This is a genomic window from Actinomadura sp. NTSP31, assembly GCF_041951385.1.
Lineage (GTDB): Bacteria > Actinomycetota > Actinomycetes > Streptosporangiales > Streptosporangiaceae > Spirillospora > Spirillospora napierensis.
On the sequence record NZ_JBGNUT010000045.1, the window covers coordinates 49193 to 67802 of the forward strand.

Below are 18610 nucleotides of genomic sequence, written 5' to 3' on the forward strand. Positions count from 1 at the left end.
CGAACCGTCCCGTCCATCATCTGGCTGTGCCCAGAAAATCGCCGATCCCGGCCCCATCGTGATCAGCGGAGCCCGACTCGGCGCCCCCGCCGGGCCGTATTACCGGGTTGACCGGCCGAACTGCCGGCCGACGCCCGCTCCCTGGGAAGGACCCTTAGTGAGCGAATCCAGCGAACTCCTTACGGACGCATCCAGCACGGCACCCGCGGCCGACGCCGCCCAGAACGGCGCGGAGTCCGCCGCCCCCCGGCGCCGCCGCGGCACCGGCCTCTCGGCCATGGTGCTGCCCGAGCTCAAGGCGCTCGCGTCCAGCCTCGGCATCACCGGCGTGACCGGGATGCGCAAGAGCCAGCTCATCGCCGCCATCCAGGACAAGCAGGGCGGCCAGGGGCAGGGCTCGGCGGGCGAGCAGGGAGCCGCTGCCGGGGCCGTCGCCGGGGCCGGCGAGGGCGACCAGGGCAAGGCCGGGCAGCCGGCCAAGGCCGAGCGTCCGCGCCGCACCCGCGCCGCGGCCAAGCGTGAGACCTCCGAGCAGGTCGCCATCCCCGACACCGCGCCCGCGGCCGTCGCCGAGCCGGCCGCGGCCGAGGCGCAGCCGGGCGCGCAGGACGGCAGGCAGCAGTCCGACAAGCAGGACGGCAAGACCGCCGAGCGCCCCGAGAGGGCCGAGCGGCAGGGCGGCCGCCAGGGCGGGCGCGCGGCCGACAAGCAGGACCGGGGGGCGTCCGAGGGCCGGGGCGAGCGCGGCGACCGGCAGAACCGGGAGCCGGCCGCGGCCCAGGGCGGCGGCTCCGAGGACGGCGAGGCGCAGGGCGGCCGCGAGTCCGGCCGGGACGGCCGCGAAGGACGCGAGAGCGGGCGCCAGCGCCAGCGCGGCGGCCGTGAGCGCGGCGAGGGCCGCGACCGCGGCGAGGGCCGCGACCGGGGCGACCGCGGTGAGCGGGGCGACCGCGGTGAGCGGGGCGACCGCGGCGACCGGAGCGACCGGAGCGACCGGAGCGACCGCGACGGCGGTGGCCGCCAGCGCGGCCAGAGCCAGGGCGGCGGCGGTGGCCAGCACGACGACGACGAGGGCGGCCGGAGCCGCCGCGGGCGCCGGTTCCGCGAGCGCAACCGGGGACGCGGCGGGGCGCGCGAGCGCTACGAGGAGCCGGTGATCACCGAGGACGACGTCCTGATCCCGGTCGCGGGCATCCTCGACATCCTCGACAACTACGCGTTCGTCCGCACCACCGGCTACCTGCCCGGCCCGAACGACGTGTACGTCTCGCTGGCGCAGGTCCGCAAGAACGGCCTCCGCAAGGGCGACGTCATCACCGGCGCCGTCCGGCAGGCCCGCGAGGGCGAGCGGCGCGAGAAGTTCAACGCGCTCGTGCGGCTCGACACCGTCAACGGGATGGAGCCGGAGCAGGCCAAGGGCCGCGTCGACTTCTCCAAGCTGACCCCGCTGTACCCGCAGGAGCGGCTGCGGCTGGAGTCCGACGCGAACATCCTGACCACGCGGATCATCGACCTGGTGTCGCCGATCGGCAAGGGCCAGCGCGGGCTGATCGTGTCGCCGCCGAAGGCCGGCAAGACGATGGTGCTCCAGGCGATCGCCAACGCGATCACCAAGAACAACCCGGAGTGCCACCTGATGGTCGTCCTGGTGGACGAGCGTCCGGAAGAGGTCACCGACATGCAGCGGACGGTGAAGGGCGAGGTCATCCACTCGACCTTCGACCGTCCCGCCGAGGACCACACCACGGTCGCCGAGCTGGCGATCGAGCGCGCGAAGCGGCTGGTGGAGCTGGGCCACGACGTCGTCGTGCTGCTCGACTCGATCACCCGCCTCGGCCGGGCCTACAACCTGGCGGCGCCGGCGTCCGGCCGCATCCTGTCCGGCGGTGTCGACTCGACCGCGCTGTACCCGCCCAAGCGGTTCTTCGGCGCGGCCCGCAACATCGAGAACGGCGGCTCGCTGACGATCCTCGCCACCGCGCTGGTCGAGACCGGCTCCCGGATGGACGAGGTCATCTTCGAGGAGTTCAAGGGCACCGGCAACATGGAGCTGAAGCTCAACCGGTCGCTCGCGGACAAGCGGATCTTCCCGGCGGTGGACGTCGACCAGTCGTCCACCCGCAAGGAGGAGATCCTCATGGCGCCGGAGGAGCTGCGGGTCGTCTGGCAGCTGCGCCGGGTGCTGCACGCGCTCGACACCCAGCAGGCGCTGGAGCTCCTCATCGAGAAGATGAAGGAGACCGGCTCCAACGCCGAGTTCCTGCTCCAGGTGCAGAAGACCACGGTCTCCGACGACCGCTAGTCCCTGTGCGTGAACGCCCCCGTCCGGGTTCCGGGCGGGGGCGTTCCGCGTTCCCGCTCCCGCGGCGGGTGCGGGCGCCGATGGTGGGGTTAGCCCCACCTCCGTTCGGGCGGGGGCCCGCATGGTGGCGGGGCGTCCCGGAAGGCAGGCTTGCACCGTAGGTTGGAACGGGGCGTGGAGGGACGACGTGGGCGAGCTGAGCAGGGACTACGGGGGCGCCGAGGGCCCGCCGGCGAGCGGCGGGGCCGGCGGCGCGACCCGGACGGCCGCGGGGGCCCGGTCGGTCGTGACCGCCTCCTGGCACCCGATCGCGATGGTCCGATCCCCGCTGACCTGGTGTTCCGCGCTGTACCTGGCGGTGAGTCTGGCGTTCGGGCTGACCTGGTTCGTGGTGCTGGCCGCCGGGCTCGCGGTGTCGATCGGCACGCTGATCATCTGGGTGGGGTTCCCGCTGCTGGCGCTGCTGATGGTGGCGTGGCGGTTCGGCGCGCGGCTGGAGCGCCGGCTCGTCGGGGCGGCGTTCGGCGTCGCCGTCCCCGACCCGTACCGCCGGCCGCCGGAGGGCCGCAACCCGTTCGTCCGGCTGAGGACGATGGCCGCCGACCCGGCCACCTGGAAAGACCTGGTCTACCTCGGGCTGCTGCTCCCCCTCACGCTGGTGGAGTTCGCGGCGTCGGCGTTCGCGTGGGCGCTGACGGGCACCCTGCTGTTCATGCCGCTGATCGTGCTGTTCGGCGGCGGCATGGAGATCAACCTCGGGTGGGTGACGTACTGGTCCGGGAACCCGTTCGAGGCGCTCCCGGTGTCGGTGGCGGGCCTGGTCGTGCTCGTCCCGGCGATGTACGCGACCCGCTCCCTGGCGATCGGCCACGCGCTGTGGGCGCGGCTGATGCTCGGCCCGAACGCGTCCCAGGCGGAGAACCTGGAGCTGCGGAAGCGGACGGCGCACCTGCGGGCCAGCCGGGCGCGCGGCGTGGACGCGGCGGAGTTCGAGCGCCGCCGCATCGAGCGGGACCTGCACGACGGCGCGCAGCAGCGGCTGCTGGCCGTCGCGATGGACATCGGCCGGGCCCGCGCGAAGCTCGACGAGGACCCGGAGGGCGCGCGGGCGCTGATCGAGCAGGCGCACGCCGGCACCAAGGAGGCCATCACCGAGCTGCGCGACCTCGCCCGCGGCATCTACCCGGCGATCCTCACCGACCGCGGCCTGGACCCGGCGCTGTCCGGGCTGGCCGGCCGCGCGCCGGTGCCCGTCGAGGTCGACGTCGACCTGCCGGAGCGCCCGCCCGCCGCGGTGGAGAGCATCGCCTACTTCATCGTCGCCGAGTCGCTCGCCAACATCGCCAAGTACGCGCGGGCGACCCGCGCGTCCGTCCGGGTCGCCCGCGAGGACCGCTGGGTGGTCGTCGAGGTGACCGACAACGGCGCCGGCGGCGCCGTGGCACGGGCCGGCGGCGGGCTGTCCGGGCTGGCCGACCGGGCCGCCACCATCGACGGCATGCTGATCGTGGACAGCCCGCCCGGCGGCCCGACGATCATCCGCGCGGACCTGCCCTGCACCTGGTGACGGGCCCCGGCGCACCCCGCGAGGGCCGATAATGGGCGCATGCGGGTAGTGATCGCCGAGGACTCGGTGCTGTTGCGCGAAGGGCTCGTCCGGCTGCTCGCGGACGCGGCGATCGAGACGGTCGCGACCGTCGGGGACGGCCCGGGGCTGCTCGGCATCGTCGAGGAGCACGAACCGGACCTCGCGATCGTGGACGTGCGGATGCCGCCGTCGTTCACCGACGAGGGGCTGCGCGCGGCGCTGGCCGTCCGCGAGCGCAGGCCCGGCACGCCGATCCTCGTGCTGTCGCAGTACGTGGAGGAGCGGTACGCGACGGACCTGATCGGCGGCGGCGCCGAGGGCGTCGGCTACCTGCTGAAGGAGCGGGTGTCGGACGTCGCGGAGTTCATCGACGCGGTCCGCCGGATCGCCGCCGGCGGGACGGTCATCGACCCCGAGGTGATCGGCCAGCTGCTCGGCCGGCGCCGCATCGGCGACCCGCTGGAGGCGCTGACGCCGCGCGAGCGCGAGGTGCTGGGCCTGATGGCGCAGGGCCGCGCCAACGGCGCCATCGCGCAGGACCTGTTCGTCACCGAGGGCGCGGTGGAGAAGCACATCTCCAACATCTTCGCCAAGCTCGACCTGCAGCCCGCGCAGGGCGGGCACCGCAGGGTGATGGCCGTGCTCGCCTACCTGGGCCGCGCCGACGCCTGACCGCCCCCGGCCCGATCGCGCGAGCCCGGGCCCCGCCCCCGTGCAAGATCGGGAATGACCGGTGACCTCGGCACGTTCGGGTATCTGGCACACTTGGAGTGCAACCGCTGCGGTACCGGTTCACGCCTCCCCGATCTCCCGTGGCCCCGTCCCATGGAACACGCCCATGGAAACGGCCCGGCGAGCGGGAGCGCCCGGCGACCGCCCCATGCGAGGAGAACCCATGAAGCCCGACATTCACCCGGACTACGTCGTCACGACCGTGACGTGCACGTGCGGCAACACCTTCGAGACCCGCAGCACCGCCGAGAACGGCGTGATCCACGCCGACGTGTGCTCCAACTGCCACCCGTTCTACACGGGCAAGCAGAAGATCCTGGACACCGGCGGCCGGGTGGCGCGCTTCGAGCAGCGCTTCGGCAAGAAGAAGGCCGGCAAGTAGCACGGCCGACCACGCACAGCGCCGCACAGCCACCAGGGACGGCCCGGGGACTCTCCAGGTCCCCGGGCCGTCCGGAGTCGGCTTCCGGAGGCCGCCGCGCCCCCGGGCCGGGACGGGCCAGGACACACCGTGAATCTCGACGAACTCATCAGCGAATACGCCGGCATCGAGGGGCGGCTCTCGGACCCGTCCGTCCATGCCGACCAGGCTCTGGCGCGCCGGCTCGGCAAGCGCTACGCCGAGCTGCGGCCGATCGTCGAGACGCACCGGGAGCTGGCGACCACCGAGGGCGACCTGGCCACCGCCCGGGAGCTGGCCGGCGAGGACGAGGCGTTCGCCGCCGAGGCCGCCGACCTGGACAAGCGCAGGGACGAACTGGAGGAGCGGCTGCGGCGGCTGCTCGTCCCGCGCGACCCCAACGACTCCAAGGACGTGATCCTGGAGGTCAAGGCCGGTGAGGGCGGCGAGGAGTCGGCGCTGTTCGCCGGCGACCTGCTGCGGATGTACCTGCGGTACGCCGAGCGGGTCGGCTGGAAGACCGAGGTCCTCGACTCCCATCCGTCCGACCTCGGCGGCTACAAGGACGTCACCGTCGCGGTGAAGGCGAAGGGCGCGCAGGAAGAGGGCGTCTGGACGCGGCTGAAGTACGAGGGCGGCGTCCACCGGGTGCAGCGGGTCCCCGCGACCGAGTCGCAGGGCCGCATCCACACCAGCGCCGTCGGGGTCCTGGTGTCGCCCGAGGCCGAGGACGTGGACGTCCAGGTCGACCCGAACGACCTGCGCATCGACGTGTACCGCTCGTCGGGGCCCGGTGGGCAGAGCGTCAACACCACCGACTCCGCGGTCCGCATCACGCACCTGCCGACCGGCGTCGTCGTCTCCTGCCAGAACGAGAAGAGCCAGCTGCAGAACAAGGAGCAGGCGCTGCGGATCCTGCGGTCCCGGCTGCTGGCGATGGCGCAGGAGCAGGCGGACGCGGCGGCGGCGGCCGAGCGCAAGAGCCAGGTCCGCACCGTCGACCGGTCCGAGCGGGTCCGCACCTACAACTATCCGGAGAACCGGATCTCCGACCACCGCGTCGGCTACAAGGCCTACAACCTCGACCAGGTGCTCGACGGGGACCTGCACAACGTGACGCAGGCGCTGGTCGACGCGGACATGGAACACCGGCTGGCCGAAGCCCAGAAGTCATGAGCGCAGCGAACCCGGGGGTGTGGGGGGTCGTCCCCCCTCGAGAGGCACGGTCATGAGCGCAGCGAACCGGGGGGTGTGGGGGGTCGTCCCCCCTCGAGGAGCACGGTCATGACGCTGTTGCTGGACGAGATCGCCAGGGCCACCGCGCGCCTTGCGGACGCGGGGGCCGCCTCGCCGCGCGCGGACGCCGAGGAGCTGGCCGCGGCCGTGCACGGGGTGAAGCGCTCGGAGCTGCACGGGGTGCCCGACGGCGCGTTCGACGCCCGGTTCTGGGAGTACGTCGCGCGCCGCGAGGCCGGCGAGCCGCTCCAGCACATCACCGGCCGGGCGTTCTTCCGCTACCTGGAGCTGAAGGTCGGCCCGGGGGTGTTCGTGCCGCGCCCGGAGACCGAGGTGATGGTCGGCTGGGCGCTGGAGACGCTGCGCGACATGGACGTCCGCGACCCGCTCGTCGTCGACCTCGGGACGGGGTCGGCCGCGATCGCGCTGTCGATCGCCCTGGAGGCCCCCCGCGCGCGCGTGCACGCCGTGGAGAAGGACCCCAAGGCGTTCGTGCACGCGACCCGCAACATCGAGGAACTGGACGAGCGGGGCCGCGTCCGCCTGCACCTGGGCGACTTCGGCAACGCGCTGCCGGAGCTGGACGGCACCGTCGACCTCGTCGTCAGCAACCCCCCGTACATCCCGATGAGCGAATGGGAGTACGTGCCCCGCGACGTCCGCGACCACGACCCCGCGGACGCGCTGTGGGGCGGCGGCGACGACGGCCTGGACGCGATCCGGATCGTCGAGCGCACCGCCCGCCGCCTGCTGCGCCCCGGCGGCCACGTCGCCGTCGAGCACAGCGACCTGCAGGGCAACGGCGTCTACTGGATCTTCGCGGAGGAGAACGGCTGGCGGGACGTCCGCAACCGCCGCGACCTGACCAACCGGGACCGGTTCGTCACCGCCCGCCTGGTCTCCGACTAGGCCCGCGCCCTCGCCGTCCGGGGCCCGGCCGGCTCGGGACGCGGCACCGCACGTCACGGGGCTATCCTGGGCCGTGCCATAAAGGACGAGCGCCGCGCAGATGGGAAGACGGGCGACCGTGAGCCGACGTTATGACTGCTCCGAGCCGATGGAGCGCACCCGGGGAATCGCCGACGCCGTCTCGGCGGTCCGGCGCGGCGAGCTGGTCGTCCTGCCGACCGACACGGTGTACGGGGTCGGCGCCGACGCGTTCACGCCCGCCGCGGTGCAGGCGCTGCTGGACGCCAAGGGCCGCGGGCGCGACATGCCGCCGCCCGTCCTGGTCGGGTCCGTGCGGGCCGCGACCGCGCTGGTCGAGGACCTCGGCACCTACGGCCAGGACCTGATCGACGAGTTCTGGCCCGGCGCGCTGACGCTGGTGTGCCGCGCCAACCCGAACCTCATGTGGGACCTCGGCGAGACCAAGGGGACCGTCGCGGTCCGGATGCCGATGCACGAGCTCGCCGTCGAGGTGCTCAAGGAGACCGGGCCGCTCGCCGTCAGCAGCGCGAACCTGTCCGGCGAGCCCGCCGCGCGCACCGCCGACGAGGCCGAGAAGATGCTCGGCGACTCGGTGTCGGTGTACCTGGACGGCGGCCGGTCGGGGCACGCCGACCCGTCCACGATCATCGACCTGACCGGCTCCGTGCCGCGGCTGCTGCGCCTCGGCGCGATCCCCGAGGACAAGATCCGCGCCGTCGTCGGCGTGCTGCTGACCGAGGAGGACGAGCCGCCCGCGGTGCCGGAGCCGGCGGAGCTCACAGCGTCCGCCTCCGGCGCCGTGGAGACCGGGCCCTCCCTCACCAAGCAGCCCGCGGCCGAAGCCGCCCACGCGCCCGCTGAGCCCGCCCCCGCCCCGGCTGAGCCCGACCCCGCCCCCGCTGAGCCCGCCGACGCTCCGTCCGTCCCAGCCGGGTCCGCGGACGCCCCGCAGGCGCCGCCGGAATCGGTGGACGCGCTGTCCGTCCCGCCCGAGGCGGCGAACGCCCCCGGCGTCCCGCCCGAGGCCGCCGACGCGCCCGGGACGCCGCCGGAGGACGCCGGCCTCATGGCGGGCGCCGCCGAGACCACGGACCCGGACGAGGACAAGCCCGGGCAGGCCGCGCCGAACGCCTCCGACGAGGCGGCCGACGCCCCCAAGGCGACCGAGGCGGGCCCGGGCACCCCGGCGAAGCCCAAGGACGATCAGTGAGCTGACCGCCCCCGCCGCCGCGGGCACGGTAAGGAACTGCCGGTTCACCGCCTGGCGCCGAGGGAGCTGCAATAAGTTCTCTTAGATGCGTGCCCGTGTCCGGGGGCCCGCGTTCGCCGCGGGCGTGCTGCTGGTGATCGTCGTGTTCGCGCTGCCCGCCGTGGCGGCGGACGCGGCGGGCCGGGCGGTGCCCAGCGAGAGCATCCCGACCTACGACGTGGTCCTCACCCTCGGCCGCGACGGCGTGGTCTACGTCCGGGAGACGATCACCTACGACTTCGATCGCGGCGGCGAGCACGGGATCGTCCGGCGGGTGCCGTTCCGCCGCGCGAACCGGCTGTTCGACGTCCGGGGCGTCAGCGCGGGCTCCTCGACCGGCGCGCCCGCCCGCGCCCGGACGATGCGGCTGCTGAACGACCTGCAGATCGCGGTCGGCGACCGGCACCGCGAGGTGCGCGGCCGGCAGGCGTACGTGATCGAGTACGCCGTGGGCTGGGCGTTCACCCCTTATGCCGACCACGACGAGCTGGTGTGGGACGCGATCGGGACGAGCTGGGGCGTGCCGATCGGCGACGCCGTTGTGCGGGTCGAGTCGCCGGTGCCGCTGCGCCACGTGACGTGCCGGGCGGGCAGCCGGGGAGCGACGACCCGCTGCCTGGGCCACCGCGACGGCCGCTACGCCGTGGACTTCTCGCAGAGCGCGCTTGCCCCGCATGAGGGGATGACGGTCCGGGTCCGGCTCCCCAAGCACGCGATCAGCGTCGCGCCGCCGCGCTACGCGCGGCCGCACTGGGCGGGCACCTGGCCGGGCACCGCCGCGCTGGTGCTGGCGCTGGTCGCGGTGGTGCTGGCGGCGCGCGGGCCGGTACCGCACCGGCGGATGGGCGCGGCGCCGGCCGCGATGGGCGCGCTGCTGATCGTCTCGGACGTCGCGGACGACGTGCTGGCCCGCGGCCCGTGGGCGTTCTCGCTCGGGGACCGGACGCTGGCGGGCCTCGCGCTCGTGATCATCGGCGCGGCCGTGGCGCACGGCCGGGAGTCCGAGACGGCGGGATATGCGGCGGATGGGGCCCGGTGGGACTAGAGTTGGCCGGTCGCGACGGCGAACCGATCGCGCCTGGCGGACGTCTTACCCGGTCGGGAACCTCCGCCAGGTGACGGTGCGTTCATTCGGGGCATGTGCAGCAGTGGTGATCGGCGAAGGGAGGCGCGGGGGAGTTGCGGGAATACCTGCTCACCATCCTGGTCGCCGCCCTGGTCGCCTATCTGCTGACGCCGGCGGTCCGCCGGTTCGCCGTCTGGTTCGGTGCGCAGGCCGTGCCCCGCGACCGGGACGTGCACGTGATCCCGACGCCCCGGCTGGGCGGGCTGGCGATGTTCGGCGGGATGGTGGCCGCCCTGGTCGTCGCGTCCGGGCTGCCGGAGATGCGCAAGGTGCTGGCCAACGGCGACATCAGCGCGGGCAAGGCGCTGCTGATGTCGGGCGGGCTGATCGTGCTGGTCGGGATCGCCGACGACCGGTGGGAGGTCGACCCGCTCACCAAGTTCGCCGGGCAGGTCGCGGCCGCCGGGATCTTCATCATGCAGGGCATCCAGATCTACTCGATCCCGCTGCCGAACGGCGAGTCGCTGGCGCTGCCGCCCGCCTACGGGGTACCGCTGACGGTGTTCGTCGTGGTCGCCACGATCAACGCGGTGAACTTCATCGACGGCCTGGACGGGCTGGCCGCCGGGGTCGTCGGGATCGCCGCGCTCGGCCTGTTCGGCTACGCCTACCTGCTGACGAAGAGCAACGGGATGTCCACGCTGAGCGGGGCGACGCTCACCGCGGCCGTGCTGTTCGGGATGTGCCTGGGCTTCCTGCCGCATAACTTCAGCCCGGCGAAGATCTTCATGGGGGACACCGGCTCGATGCTGATCGGGCTGCTGCTCAGCGCGTCCACCATCCTGCTGACCGGGCAGTTCGACCCGGCGGTGCTGGCCAACGGGCTGTTCCCGCTGTACGTGCCGGTGCTGCTGATCCCGGCGGTCGCCGCCGTCCCGTTCATGGACATGCTGCTGGCGGTCTGGCGCCGCACCAACCAGGGCAAGTCGCCGTTCTCGCCGGACAAGCAGCACCTGCACCACCGGCTGCTGAAGCTCGGGCACTCCACCCGCCGCGCCGTGCTGATCATGTACTTCTGGGTGGGGCTGCTGGCCTCCGGGCTGGTCGGGCTGGCGCTGTTCAACGCCGCGTGGATCACCCTCGGGGCGACGCTGCTGATCGCGATCGTCGGGGTGCTGCTGATGCTGCGGTTCGGCCGGCCGCGCGGCCGGCGCCGGGACGCGGCGGCGGAGCCGGGCGACACCGGGCAGCAGCCCGCGGCCCGGCCGCGGCTCCCGGTCTGACCGAGCGATCCGGCGGCCGGCCCGTTCCGATCCGGCGGCCGGCCTGCGCGGAGGTCCGCCGGGTGCGGTGACGAGTGCCACCCGGCGGCGGGACGGTGTACTACAGACCGTCGAATACGATTCGGATTACCGGTGTAGAGCGGGCGGCCCCCGGGTAGGGTGCGACGACCCTCTCGAACGTGTTCACGCCTCGTGTCCACCGCGGCCCCTGCCCGCGGCGCGTCCCGGCCGTTCCCCGGATCGGGTGCCGTGACCTGGGTTAAGGTCCGTGGTGCGAGCGTGGCTCCGGGCCCGGACCGAGGCCGGGCAGGGCGTTACCTCTAGGGTAATTGTGGACATTCCGGACGCTTGTGATACCTTTCACGAACAAGAGACGACCACTGAACGTGACCAGGCGGAGCCCTCATGCAATCTTCCGACGCCCGGATCCTCCGCGGCGCCGCGATCCCGACCGGGGCGGTCGGGGTGGGCGCCGTCCTGATCGGCCTGCTGACGGCGGGCGGCAAGGGTGCGCTGGCGGCCGCGCTGGCCACCGTCGTGGTGCTCGCGTTCTTCTCGGTGAGCGCGGTCGCGGTCTCCTGGGCCGGGAAGATCTCCGCCCAGACCATGATGCTGGCCGCGCTGGCCAGCTACATGGTGAAGATCCTCGCGGTGATGGTCCTGGTCACGGCCATGGACGGGGTCTCGGTCTGGAACACCAAGGTCTTCGGCTGGGCGGTGATCGCGCTGGCCCTGTGCTGGATCGCCGCCGAGTTCCGCGTCGCCCTGCAGCGGAGGCCCTACATTGACGAGCCCGAAAGCGCCCTGGACCGGAGTCCGTGATGTACCGGATGTTCCCGCGGCGCGCAGTCCTGGCGGACTACTCCAATATGACCACCGCAGGCATGGCCTGCTATCGTCCGGAGCGCGATGAGCGAGCAGAAGCGCCGGCCCGAGGACGGCCAGCGGGAATTCGCCGACGTCGCCTGGTCCGTGCCCAGCTACCTCCTGTCCGGCATGATCATCTGGGGCGGGATCGGGTGGCTGCTGTCCTGGTGGACCGGGTGGCCCTGGCTGATCCCGGTCGGGCTGGTCGTCGGTGTCGCGCTCGCCGTCTACCTGGTCTACGTGCAGTACGGTCGCCACTCCTCCTGAGCGGCCCCGCCGCCGAGGAAGCCTACGTGAAACATCACCACATTGACGAAGGGAACGCCGCGTGAACGCGCTGACGGTCCTCGCCTCCTCCGGGGGAGATGAGTTCCAGGCCCCGGGGCCTGAGATCTTCGACTTCCCACCCCTGTTCTCCGGTGCCCCGGGCTGGCTGACCAAGCCGGTGCTCTTCGCGGTCGTCGGCGCCCTGCTCATCTGCGTGTTCTTCTGGAGTGCGTTCGCCAAGCCGAAGCTGGTGCCGCGGGGCATGCAGAACGTCGGCGAGGTCGGCTACATCTTCGTCCGCGACCAGATCGCGCGCCCGTTCCTCGGCAAGAACACCGAGCGGTGGATGCCGCTGCTGATGTCGCTGTTCTTCCTGGTGTGGGTCTGGAACATCTTCTCGGTCATCCCGATCATCCAGTTCCCGATCGCCTCGCACATCGCGTTCCCGATCGTGCTGGCGGTCTTCGTCTACTGCCTGAAGGTCTACCTCGGCATCAAGCACCAGGGCGCGAAGTACTTCACCGACATGCTCCCCAAGGGCCTGCCGAAGCCGATGTACATCCTGCTGGTGCCGATCGAGTACCTCTCGACCTTCATCCTGGCGCCCTTCACGCACGCGGTCCGGCTGTTCGCCAACATGTTCGCCGGCCACACCATCCTCGCGTTCTTCAGCCTCGTCGGCTTCTGGTTCCTGTTCGAGAAGCCCACCGTCGCCGGGTTCGGCGTCGGCATCGTCGGCGTCCTCGTCACGATCGTGATGACCGCCTTCGAGCTGCTGATCCAGTTCCTGCAGGCGTTCCTGTTCGCCATGCTGGCCGCCATGTACATCCAGAGCGGCCTCGAGGCGGAGCACTAGCCACCCGGGTCGGAAGTGCCCCCCGGCGCCCGGCCCGAAACCGACAACCTCGCTCAAGCCCAGACCGGCGGACACTCCGCCGGCCGACAGAAAAGGAAAGAACCCATGACGGGAGTCCTCGCCGCCGTCGACGGTAACGTCACCGCGATCGGTTACGGCCTCGCTGCCATCGGCCCGGGCATCGGCATCGGCATCATCTTCGGCCAGGGCGTCAACGCGATCGCCCGCCAGCCCGAGCTGACCGGCGTCATCCGCACCAACATGATGCTGGGCTTCGTCCTCACCGAGGCGCTCGCCCTGATCGGCCTGGTCGCGCCGTTCATCTTCAAGAGCGTCTGACCACCCCTGCCACCTGAGGAAGGGCTGCAGACATGATCACAGCAGCTTCCGTCCTTGCGGCGGAGGAGAACAACCCTCTCGTCCCGCACCCGTACGAGCTGGTCGTCGGCATCTTCTCGTTCGTCGTCGTGCTGGTCGTCATCGGCAAGATCCTCACCCCGCGCATCCAGCAGACGCTGGAGGAGCGGACCGACGCGATCGAGGGGGGCCTCAAGCGCGCCGAGCAGGCGCAGGAGGAGGCCCGCCAGACGCTCGAGCAGTACAAGGCCCAGCAGAAGGACGGCGCGATCGAGGCGTCCAAGCTGCGCAAGAAGGCCGAGGAGCAGGGCGCTCAGATCATCGCCGAGATGAAGGAGCAGGCCCAGGCCGAGGCGCGCCGCATCATCGAGGCCGCCAAGGCGCAGATCGAGGCCGAGCGCCAGCAGGCGCTGACCTCGCTGCGCGCCGAGATCGGCTCGATGTCGGTGGAGCTGGCCTCCCGCGTGGTCGGCGAGTCCCTCGAGGACAACGCCCGCCAGAGCCGGGTGGTCGACCGGTTCCTCGAGGAGCTCGAGGAGCGCGCCCGCACGCAGGAGCAGATCACCTCATGACCATCACGGGAGCGGTGAGCAGGGCGTCGCTGGCCGAGGCCCAGGACCGGCTGGAGGCCGTCATCTCCTCCGCCGGCCCCGACCTCGACCGGCTCGGCGGCGACCTGTTCGCGGTGCTGCACCTGATCGACCGCGAGCACGGCCTGCGGCGGGCGGTCTCCGACCCGGCGCGGGACGGCGCGGACAAGGCGCAGCTCGTCCGGATCCTGCTGGAGGGCAAGGTGTCGCCGGCCGCTCTCGGGCTGGTCGGCGATGTCGTCCGGATGCGCTGGTCCACCCCTTCGGAGCTGTCGGACGCGGTGGAGACCCTCGCGGTCACCGCCGAGTCCGCCCGCGCGGAGGCGGCCGGCCGGCTCGACGACCTGGAGGACGAGCTCTTCCGGTTCTCCCGGGTCATCGAGGGCGAGGTCGCGCTGCGCGGCGCGCTGGCGGGCCCCGGCCTGCCGGCCGACCGCAAGGAGGGCCTGGTCACGACGCTGCTGGAGGGCAAGGTCCAGCCGGCCACGCTGGCCCTGGTCACCGAGCTGGTGCTGCGCCCGCGAGGACGTAGCCTGGAAGGCGGGCTGGCCGAGTACGGCCGGATCGTCGCCCGCCGGCGGCAGCGGCTGGTCGCGCTGGTCCGCACCCCGGTCGCGCTGACCGACGCGCAGCGCACCCGGCTCGCCGCGGTGCTCGCCGCCGCCTACGGCCACGAAGTACACCTGAACATCGAACTCGACCCCACGGCGATCGGCGGCCTGTCGATCGAGATCGGGGACGAGATCATCGACGGCACGATCGCCGGACGGCTGGACGACGTCCGCCGGCGGCTCGGCACCGGCTGACGCCGGCAGCCATTGACGCCGACGAAGTCGGACCGGGGGGCGCGGAGGGTCGCCCCCCCTCGGGAGATCCTGACCCCAAAGGGAGCAAGAGAGGAATCATGGCGGAGCTGACGATCCGTCCGGATGAGATCCGGAACGCGCTGGAGCGCTTCGTCCAGTCGTACGAGCCCGAGGCCGCCGCGCGCGAAGAGGTCGGCACCGTCGTCGATTCGGGCGACGGTATCGCCCACATCGAGGGCCTGCCCTCCGCGATGGCGAACGAACTCCTTGAGTTCGAGGACGGTACCCGTGGCCTGGCTCTGAACCTGGACGTGCGCGAGATCGGCGCCGTTGTCCTCGGCGACTTCAGCAAGATCGAGGAGGGCCAGAAGGTCCGCCGCACCGGAGAGGTCCTCTCGGCCCCGGTCGGCGACGCCTTCCTCGGCCGCGTCGTGGACGCGCTGGGCAACCCGCTGGACGGCAAGGGCCCCATCGAGAGCACCGAGCGCCGCGCGCTGGAACTGCAGGCCCCGAGCGTCGTGCAGCGGCAGTCGGTCGGCGAGCCGCTGCAGACCGGCATCAAGGCCATCGACGCGATGACGCCGATCGGCCGCGGCCAGCGCCAGCTGATCATCGGTGACCGGCAGACCGGCAAGACCACGGTCTGCGTGGACACCATCATCAACCAGAAGGAAGCCTGGGAGTCCGGCGACCCGAAGCGGCAGGTCCGCTGCGTGTACGTCGCGATCGGCCAGAAGGGCTCCACGATCGCCAACGTGCGGCGCTCCCTGGAGGAGGCCGGCGCGCTGGAGTACACCACGATCGTGGCGGCGCCCGCGTCGGAGCCGGCGGGCTACAAGTACATCGCCCCCTACACCGGGTCCGCGATCGGGCAGCACTGGATGTACCAGGGCAAGCACGTCCTGATCGTCTTCGACGACCTGTCGAAGCAGGCCGAGGCCTACCGCGCGGTGTCGCTGCTGCTGCGCCGCCCGCCGGGCCGCGAGGCCTACCCGGGCGACGTCTTCTACCTGCACTCGCGGCTGCTGGAGCGCTGCGCGAAGCTGTCGGACGACCTCGGCGCCGGCTCGATGACGGGTCTGCCGATCATCGAGACCAAGGGCAACGACGTGTCGGCCTACATCCCGACGAACGTCATCTCGATCACCGACGGGCAGTGCTTCCTGGAGACCGACCTGTTCAACCAGGGCGTCCGGCCGGCGATCAACGTCGGCATCTCGGTGTCCCGGGTCGGCGGCTCGGCGCAGATCAAGGCGATGCGCAAGGTCGCCGGCACGCTGCGGCTGGCGCTGTCGCAGTTCCGCGACCTGGAGGCGTTCGCCGCGTTCGCGTCCGACCTGGACGCCGCGTCGCGGGCGCAGCTGGAGCGCGGCGCCCGCCTGGTCGAGCTGCTGAAGCAGCCGCAGGGCTCGCCGTTCCCGATCGAGCAGGAGGTCGTCTCGGTGTGGGCGGGCACGTCCGGTGAGCTGGACGACGTCCCGGTCGCCGACGTCCGCCGCTTCGAGCGCGAGTTCCTCGACTACGTCGAGCGCGAGGACGCGGGCCTGCTGACCTCGATCCGGGAGACCGGGCAGCTGACCGACGACGACCTCACCAGCCTCAAGAGCACCATCACGGAGTTCAAGAAGGGCTTCCAGACCGGCGAGGGCGACCTGCTGGCCGGGGACGAGTCCGTGGAGGCGATCGAGGACGAGGCCGTCGAGCAGGAGACGATCACCCGCGTCAAGAAGGGCTGACGGCGATGGCCGCACAGCTTCGTCAACTCCGGCAGCAGATCAAGACGGTCAAGTCGACCGCCAAGATCACGCGGGCCCAGGAGATGATCGCCACGTCGCGGATCGTCAAGGCCCAGGCGGCGGTGGCGGCCTCCAAGCCGTACGCCGACCGGATCACCCAGGCCCTGTCCGCGCTGGTGAGCCACCGTGTCGGGATCGACCACCCGCTGCTGCACGAGCAGCCGACCGACAACCGCAGCGCGGTGCTCATCATCACCTCCGACCGCGGGTTCTGCGGCGCCTACAACGCCAACGTCATCCGCGAGGCCGAGTCGCTGATCACCGCGCTGCGCGAGCAGGGCCGCGAGCCGGTCCCGTACGTGGTCGGCAACAAGGGCATCACCTGGTACCGGTTCCGGGACCGGGAGGTGGCCGAGACCTGGCACGGGTTCAGCGACCGTCCCGGCTTCGCCGACGCCGAGCGGATCGGGCGGCGGCTGACCGAGGACTTCCTCAAGACCGACGCCGAGGGCGGGGTCGGGGAGATCCACGTCGTCTACACCGAGTTCGTCTCGATGCTGACGCAGAAGGTCCAGGTCCGGCGGCTGATGCCGCTGGAGGTCGCGGAGGGCGACGGCGACGGGCAGGTCCCGCCGACCTACGACTTCGAGCCGTCCGCGCAGGCGGCGCTGGACCTGCTGCTGCCCAACTACGTCGAGAGCCGCATCTTCCACATGCTGCTGCAGTCGGCGGCGTCGTTCCAGGCGTCGGTGCGGCGGGCGATGAAGTCGGCGACCGACAATGCCAACGAACTGCTCGGGGTCTACACGCGCCAGATGAACCAGGCGCGGCAGGCCGCGATCACCCAGGAAATCAGCGAGATCGTCGGTGGCGCTGACGCGCTCGCCGAGTCTGGCGGGGAGTGACAATGACTGCACAGGTAGAGACGGCGACCGCGACCGGGCGCGTCGCACGCGTCATCGGCCCGGTCGTCGACGTGGAGTTCCCCGCCGACGCCCTCCCGGACATCTACAACGCCCTCAACGTGCAGGTCACGCTGGGGGACGAGGAGAAGACCCTGACCTTCGAGGTCGCCCAGCACCTGGGCGACAACATGGTCAGGTGCATCTCGATGCAGCCGACGGACGGACTGGTCCGCGGCGCTCCGGTGGTCGACAGCGGCGAGTCGATCGCGGTGCCGGTGGGCGACATCACCAAGGGCCACGTGTGGAACGCCCTCGGTGAGGCGCTGGACGTCCCGACCGCCTCGCTGGAGATCAACGAGCGCTGGGGCATCCACCGCAAGGCACCGGCGTTCGACCAGCTGGAGTCGCGGACGGAGATGCTGGAGACCGGCATCAAGGTCATCGACCTGCTGTGCCCGTACGTCAAGGGCGGCAAGATCGGCCTGTTCGGCGGCGCGGGTGTGGGCAAGACCGTCCTCATCCAGGAGATGATCCGCCGCGTCGCCCGCAACTTCGGCGGCACCTCGGTGTTCGCCGGCGTGGGCGAGCGCACCCGCGAGGGCAACGACCTCTGGGTGGAGATGGACGAGGCGGACGTCCTGAAGGACACCGCCCTGGTGTTCGGCCAGATGGACGAGCCGCCGGGCACCCGGCTGCGCGTCGCGCTGGGCGCGCTGACGATGGCGGAGTACTTCCGCGACGTGCAGAACCAGGACGTGCTGCTGTTCATCGACAACATCTTCCGGTTCACCCAGGCCGGCTCGGAGGTGTCCACGCTGCTCGGGCGCATGCCGTCCGCGGTGGGGTACCAGCCGACGCTGGCCGACGAGATGGGCGTGCTGCAGGAGCGGATCACCTCGACGCGCGGTCACTCGATCACCTCGATGCAGGCGATCTACGTGCCCGCCGACGACATCACCGACCCGGCGCCGCACACCACGTTCGCGCACCTGGACGCGACGACCACGCTGGCGCGGAGCATCTCCGAGAAGGGCATCTTCCCGGCGGTGGACCCGCTCGACTCCACCTCGCGGATCATGGACCCGCAGATCCTGGGGAACGAGCACTACGAGGTCGCCCAGGAAGTGATCCGGATCCTGCAGAAGTACAAGGAACTGCAGGACATCATCGCCATCCTCGGCATCGACGAGCTCTCCGAGGAGGACAAGGTCACCGTCCAGCGGGCGCGGCGCATCGAGCGCTTCCTGTCGCACCCGATGTACGTGGCCGAGCAGTTCACCGGCCAGCCCGGTGTGACCGTGCCGAAGGACGAGACGATCGCCTCGTTCAAGGCGCTGGCGGAGGGCAAGTACGACCACCTGCCCGAGCAGGCGTTCTTCATGTGCGGTGGCATCGAGGACGTCGAGAAGAAGGCCAAGGAGCTGGAGAAGTAGTCCGCTC

Annotated in this window: 17 protein-coding genes and 1 pseudogene; all 18 read left to right on the plus strand. The window is 71.9% G+C overall.

Annotated elements, in window-relative coordinates:
* Positions 1-157 precede the first annotated feature (157 nt).
* The 18 genes and pseudogenes from rho (at position 158) to atpD (ending at position 18603) form a co-directional block, all read left to right on the plus strand.
* On the plus strand, positions 158-2302 hold the full coding sequence (gene rho / locus ACA514_RS44620; protein ID WP_375047552.1) for a transcription termination factor Rho: 2145 nt from the start codon (positions 158-160) through the stop codon (positions 2300-2302).
* Positions 2303-2489: 187 nt separating this feature from the next.
* The gene (locus tag ACA514_RS44625; RefSeq protein ID WP_375047553.1) at positions 2490-3869 is read left to right on the plus strand and encodes a sensor histidine kinase; all 1380 of its coding nucleotides are present in this window, start codon (positions 2490-2492) and stop codon (positions 3867-3869) included.
* A gap of 39 nt (positions 3870-3908) precedes the next feature.
* The gene (locus tag ACA514_RS44630; RefSeq protein ID WP_375047554.1) at positions 3909-4562 is read left to right on the plus strand and encodes a response regulator; all 654 of its coding nucleotides are present in this window, start codon (positions 3909-3911) and stop codon (positions 4560-4562) included.
* A 223-nt stretch (positions 4563-4785) separates the two neighbouring features.
* On the plus strand, positions 4786-5004 hold the full coding sequence (rpmE, locus tag ACA514_RS44635) for a 50S ribosomal protein L31 (protein WP_151544542.1): 219 nt from the start codon (positions 4786-4788) through the stop codon (positions 5002-5004).
* A 129-nt stretch (positions 5005-5133) separates the two neighbouring features.
* Positions 5134-6198 (plus strand): peptide chain release factor 1, encoded by a 1065-nt coding sequence (gene prfA, locus ACA514_RS44640; RefSeq protein ID WP_375047555.1) that lies wholly within the window; start codon positions 5134-5136, stop codon positions 6196-6198.
* 108 nt (positions 6199-6306) lie between these two features.
* Positions 6307-7167, plus strand: a complete 861-nt coding sequence (gene prmC, locus ACA514_RS44645; protein ID WP_375047556.1) for a peptide chain release factor N(5)-glutamine methyltransferase — start codon at positions 6307-6309, stop codon at positions 7165-7167.
* A 118-nt stretch (positions 7168-7285) separates the two neighbouring features.
* Positions 7286-8026, plus strand: a pseudogene (locus ACA514_RS44650) (L-threonylcarbamoyladenylate synthase); the annotation flags it as partial.
* Between the two features lie 457 nt (positions 8027-8483).
* Positions 8484-9482: a DUF2207 domain-containing protein gene (locus tag ACA514_RS44655; protein ID WP_375047557.1), complete on the plus strand. Its 999-nt coding sequence runs from the start codon at positions 8484-8486 to the stop codon at positions 9480-9482.
* A gap of 134 nt (positions 9483-9616) precedes the next feature.
* Entirely contained in the window at positions 9617-10786 is a 1170-nt protein-coding gene (locus ACA514_RS44660; protein WP_375047558.1) for a glycosyltransferase family 4 protein, read from the plus strand.
* A 405-nt stretch (positions 10787-11191) separates the two neighbouring features.
* Positions 11192-11608, plus strand: coding sequence for a hypothetical protein (locus ACA514_RS44665; RefSeq protein ID WP_375047559.1), 417 nt, complete (start codon positions 11192-11194; stop codon positions 11606-11608).
* 87 nt (positions 11609-11695) lie between these two features.
* A complete protein-coding gene (locus ACA514_RS44670) occupies positions 11696-11920 on the plus strand; it encodes a hypothetical protein (RefSeq protein WP_375047560.1) in 225 nt (74 codons plus the stop codon).
* 61 nt (positions 11921-11981) lie between these two features.
* Positions 11982-12776: a F0F1 ATP synthase subunit A gene (gene atpB / locus ACA514_RS44675; protein WP_375047561.1), complete on the plus strand. Its 795-nt coding sequence runs from the start codon at positions 11982-11984 to the stop codon at positions 12774-12776.
* 105 nt (positions 12777-12881) lie between these two features.
* Positions 12882-13115, plus strand: a complete 234-nt coding sequence (gene atpE / locus ACA514_RS44680) for an ATP synthase F0 subunit C (RefSeq protein WP_285910949.1) — start codon at positions 12882-12884, stop codon at positions 13113-13115.
* A gap of 32 nt (positions 13116-13147) precedes the next feature.
* Entirely contained in the window at positions 13148-13705 is a 558-nt protein-coding gene (locus ACA514_RS44685) for a F0F1 ATP synthase subunit B (RefSeq protein ID WP_375047562.1), read from the plus strand.
* The gene (locus ACA514_RS44690) at positions 13702-14529 is read left to right on the plus strand and encodes a F0F1 ATP synthase subunit delta (RefSeq protein WP_375047563.1); all 828 of its coding nucleotides are present in this window, start codon (positions 13702-13704) and stop codon (positions 14527-14529) included. The genes ACA514_RS44685 and ACA514_RS44690 overlap by 4 nt, the downstream gene beginning before the upstream one ends.
* A 98-nt stretch (positions 14530-14627) precedes the next feature.
* Positions 14628-16265, plus strand: coding sequence for a F0F1 ATP synthase subunit alpha (gene atpA, locus ACA514_RS44695; RefSeq protein ID WP_375047564.1), 1638 nt, complete (start codon positions 14628-14630; stop codon positions 16263-16265).
* A 5-nt stretch (positions 16266-16270) separates the two neighbouring features.
* Positions 16271-17170: a F0F1 ATP synthase subunit gamma gene (locus tag ACA514_RS44700; protein WP_375047565.1), complete on the plus strand. Its 900-nt coding sequence runs from the start codon at positions 16271-16273 to the stop codon at positions 17168-17170.
* Positions 17171-17172: 2 nt separating this feature from the next.
* Positions 17173-18603: a F0F1 ATP synthase subunit beta gene (atpD, locus tag ACA514_RS44705; RefSeq protein ID WP_375047566.1), complete on the plus strand. Its 1431-nt coding sequence runs from the start codon at positions 17173-17175 to the stop codon at positions 18601-18603.
* Positions 18604-18610 lie beyond the last annotated feature (7 nt).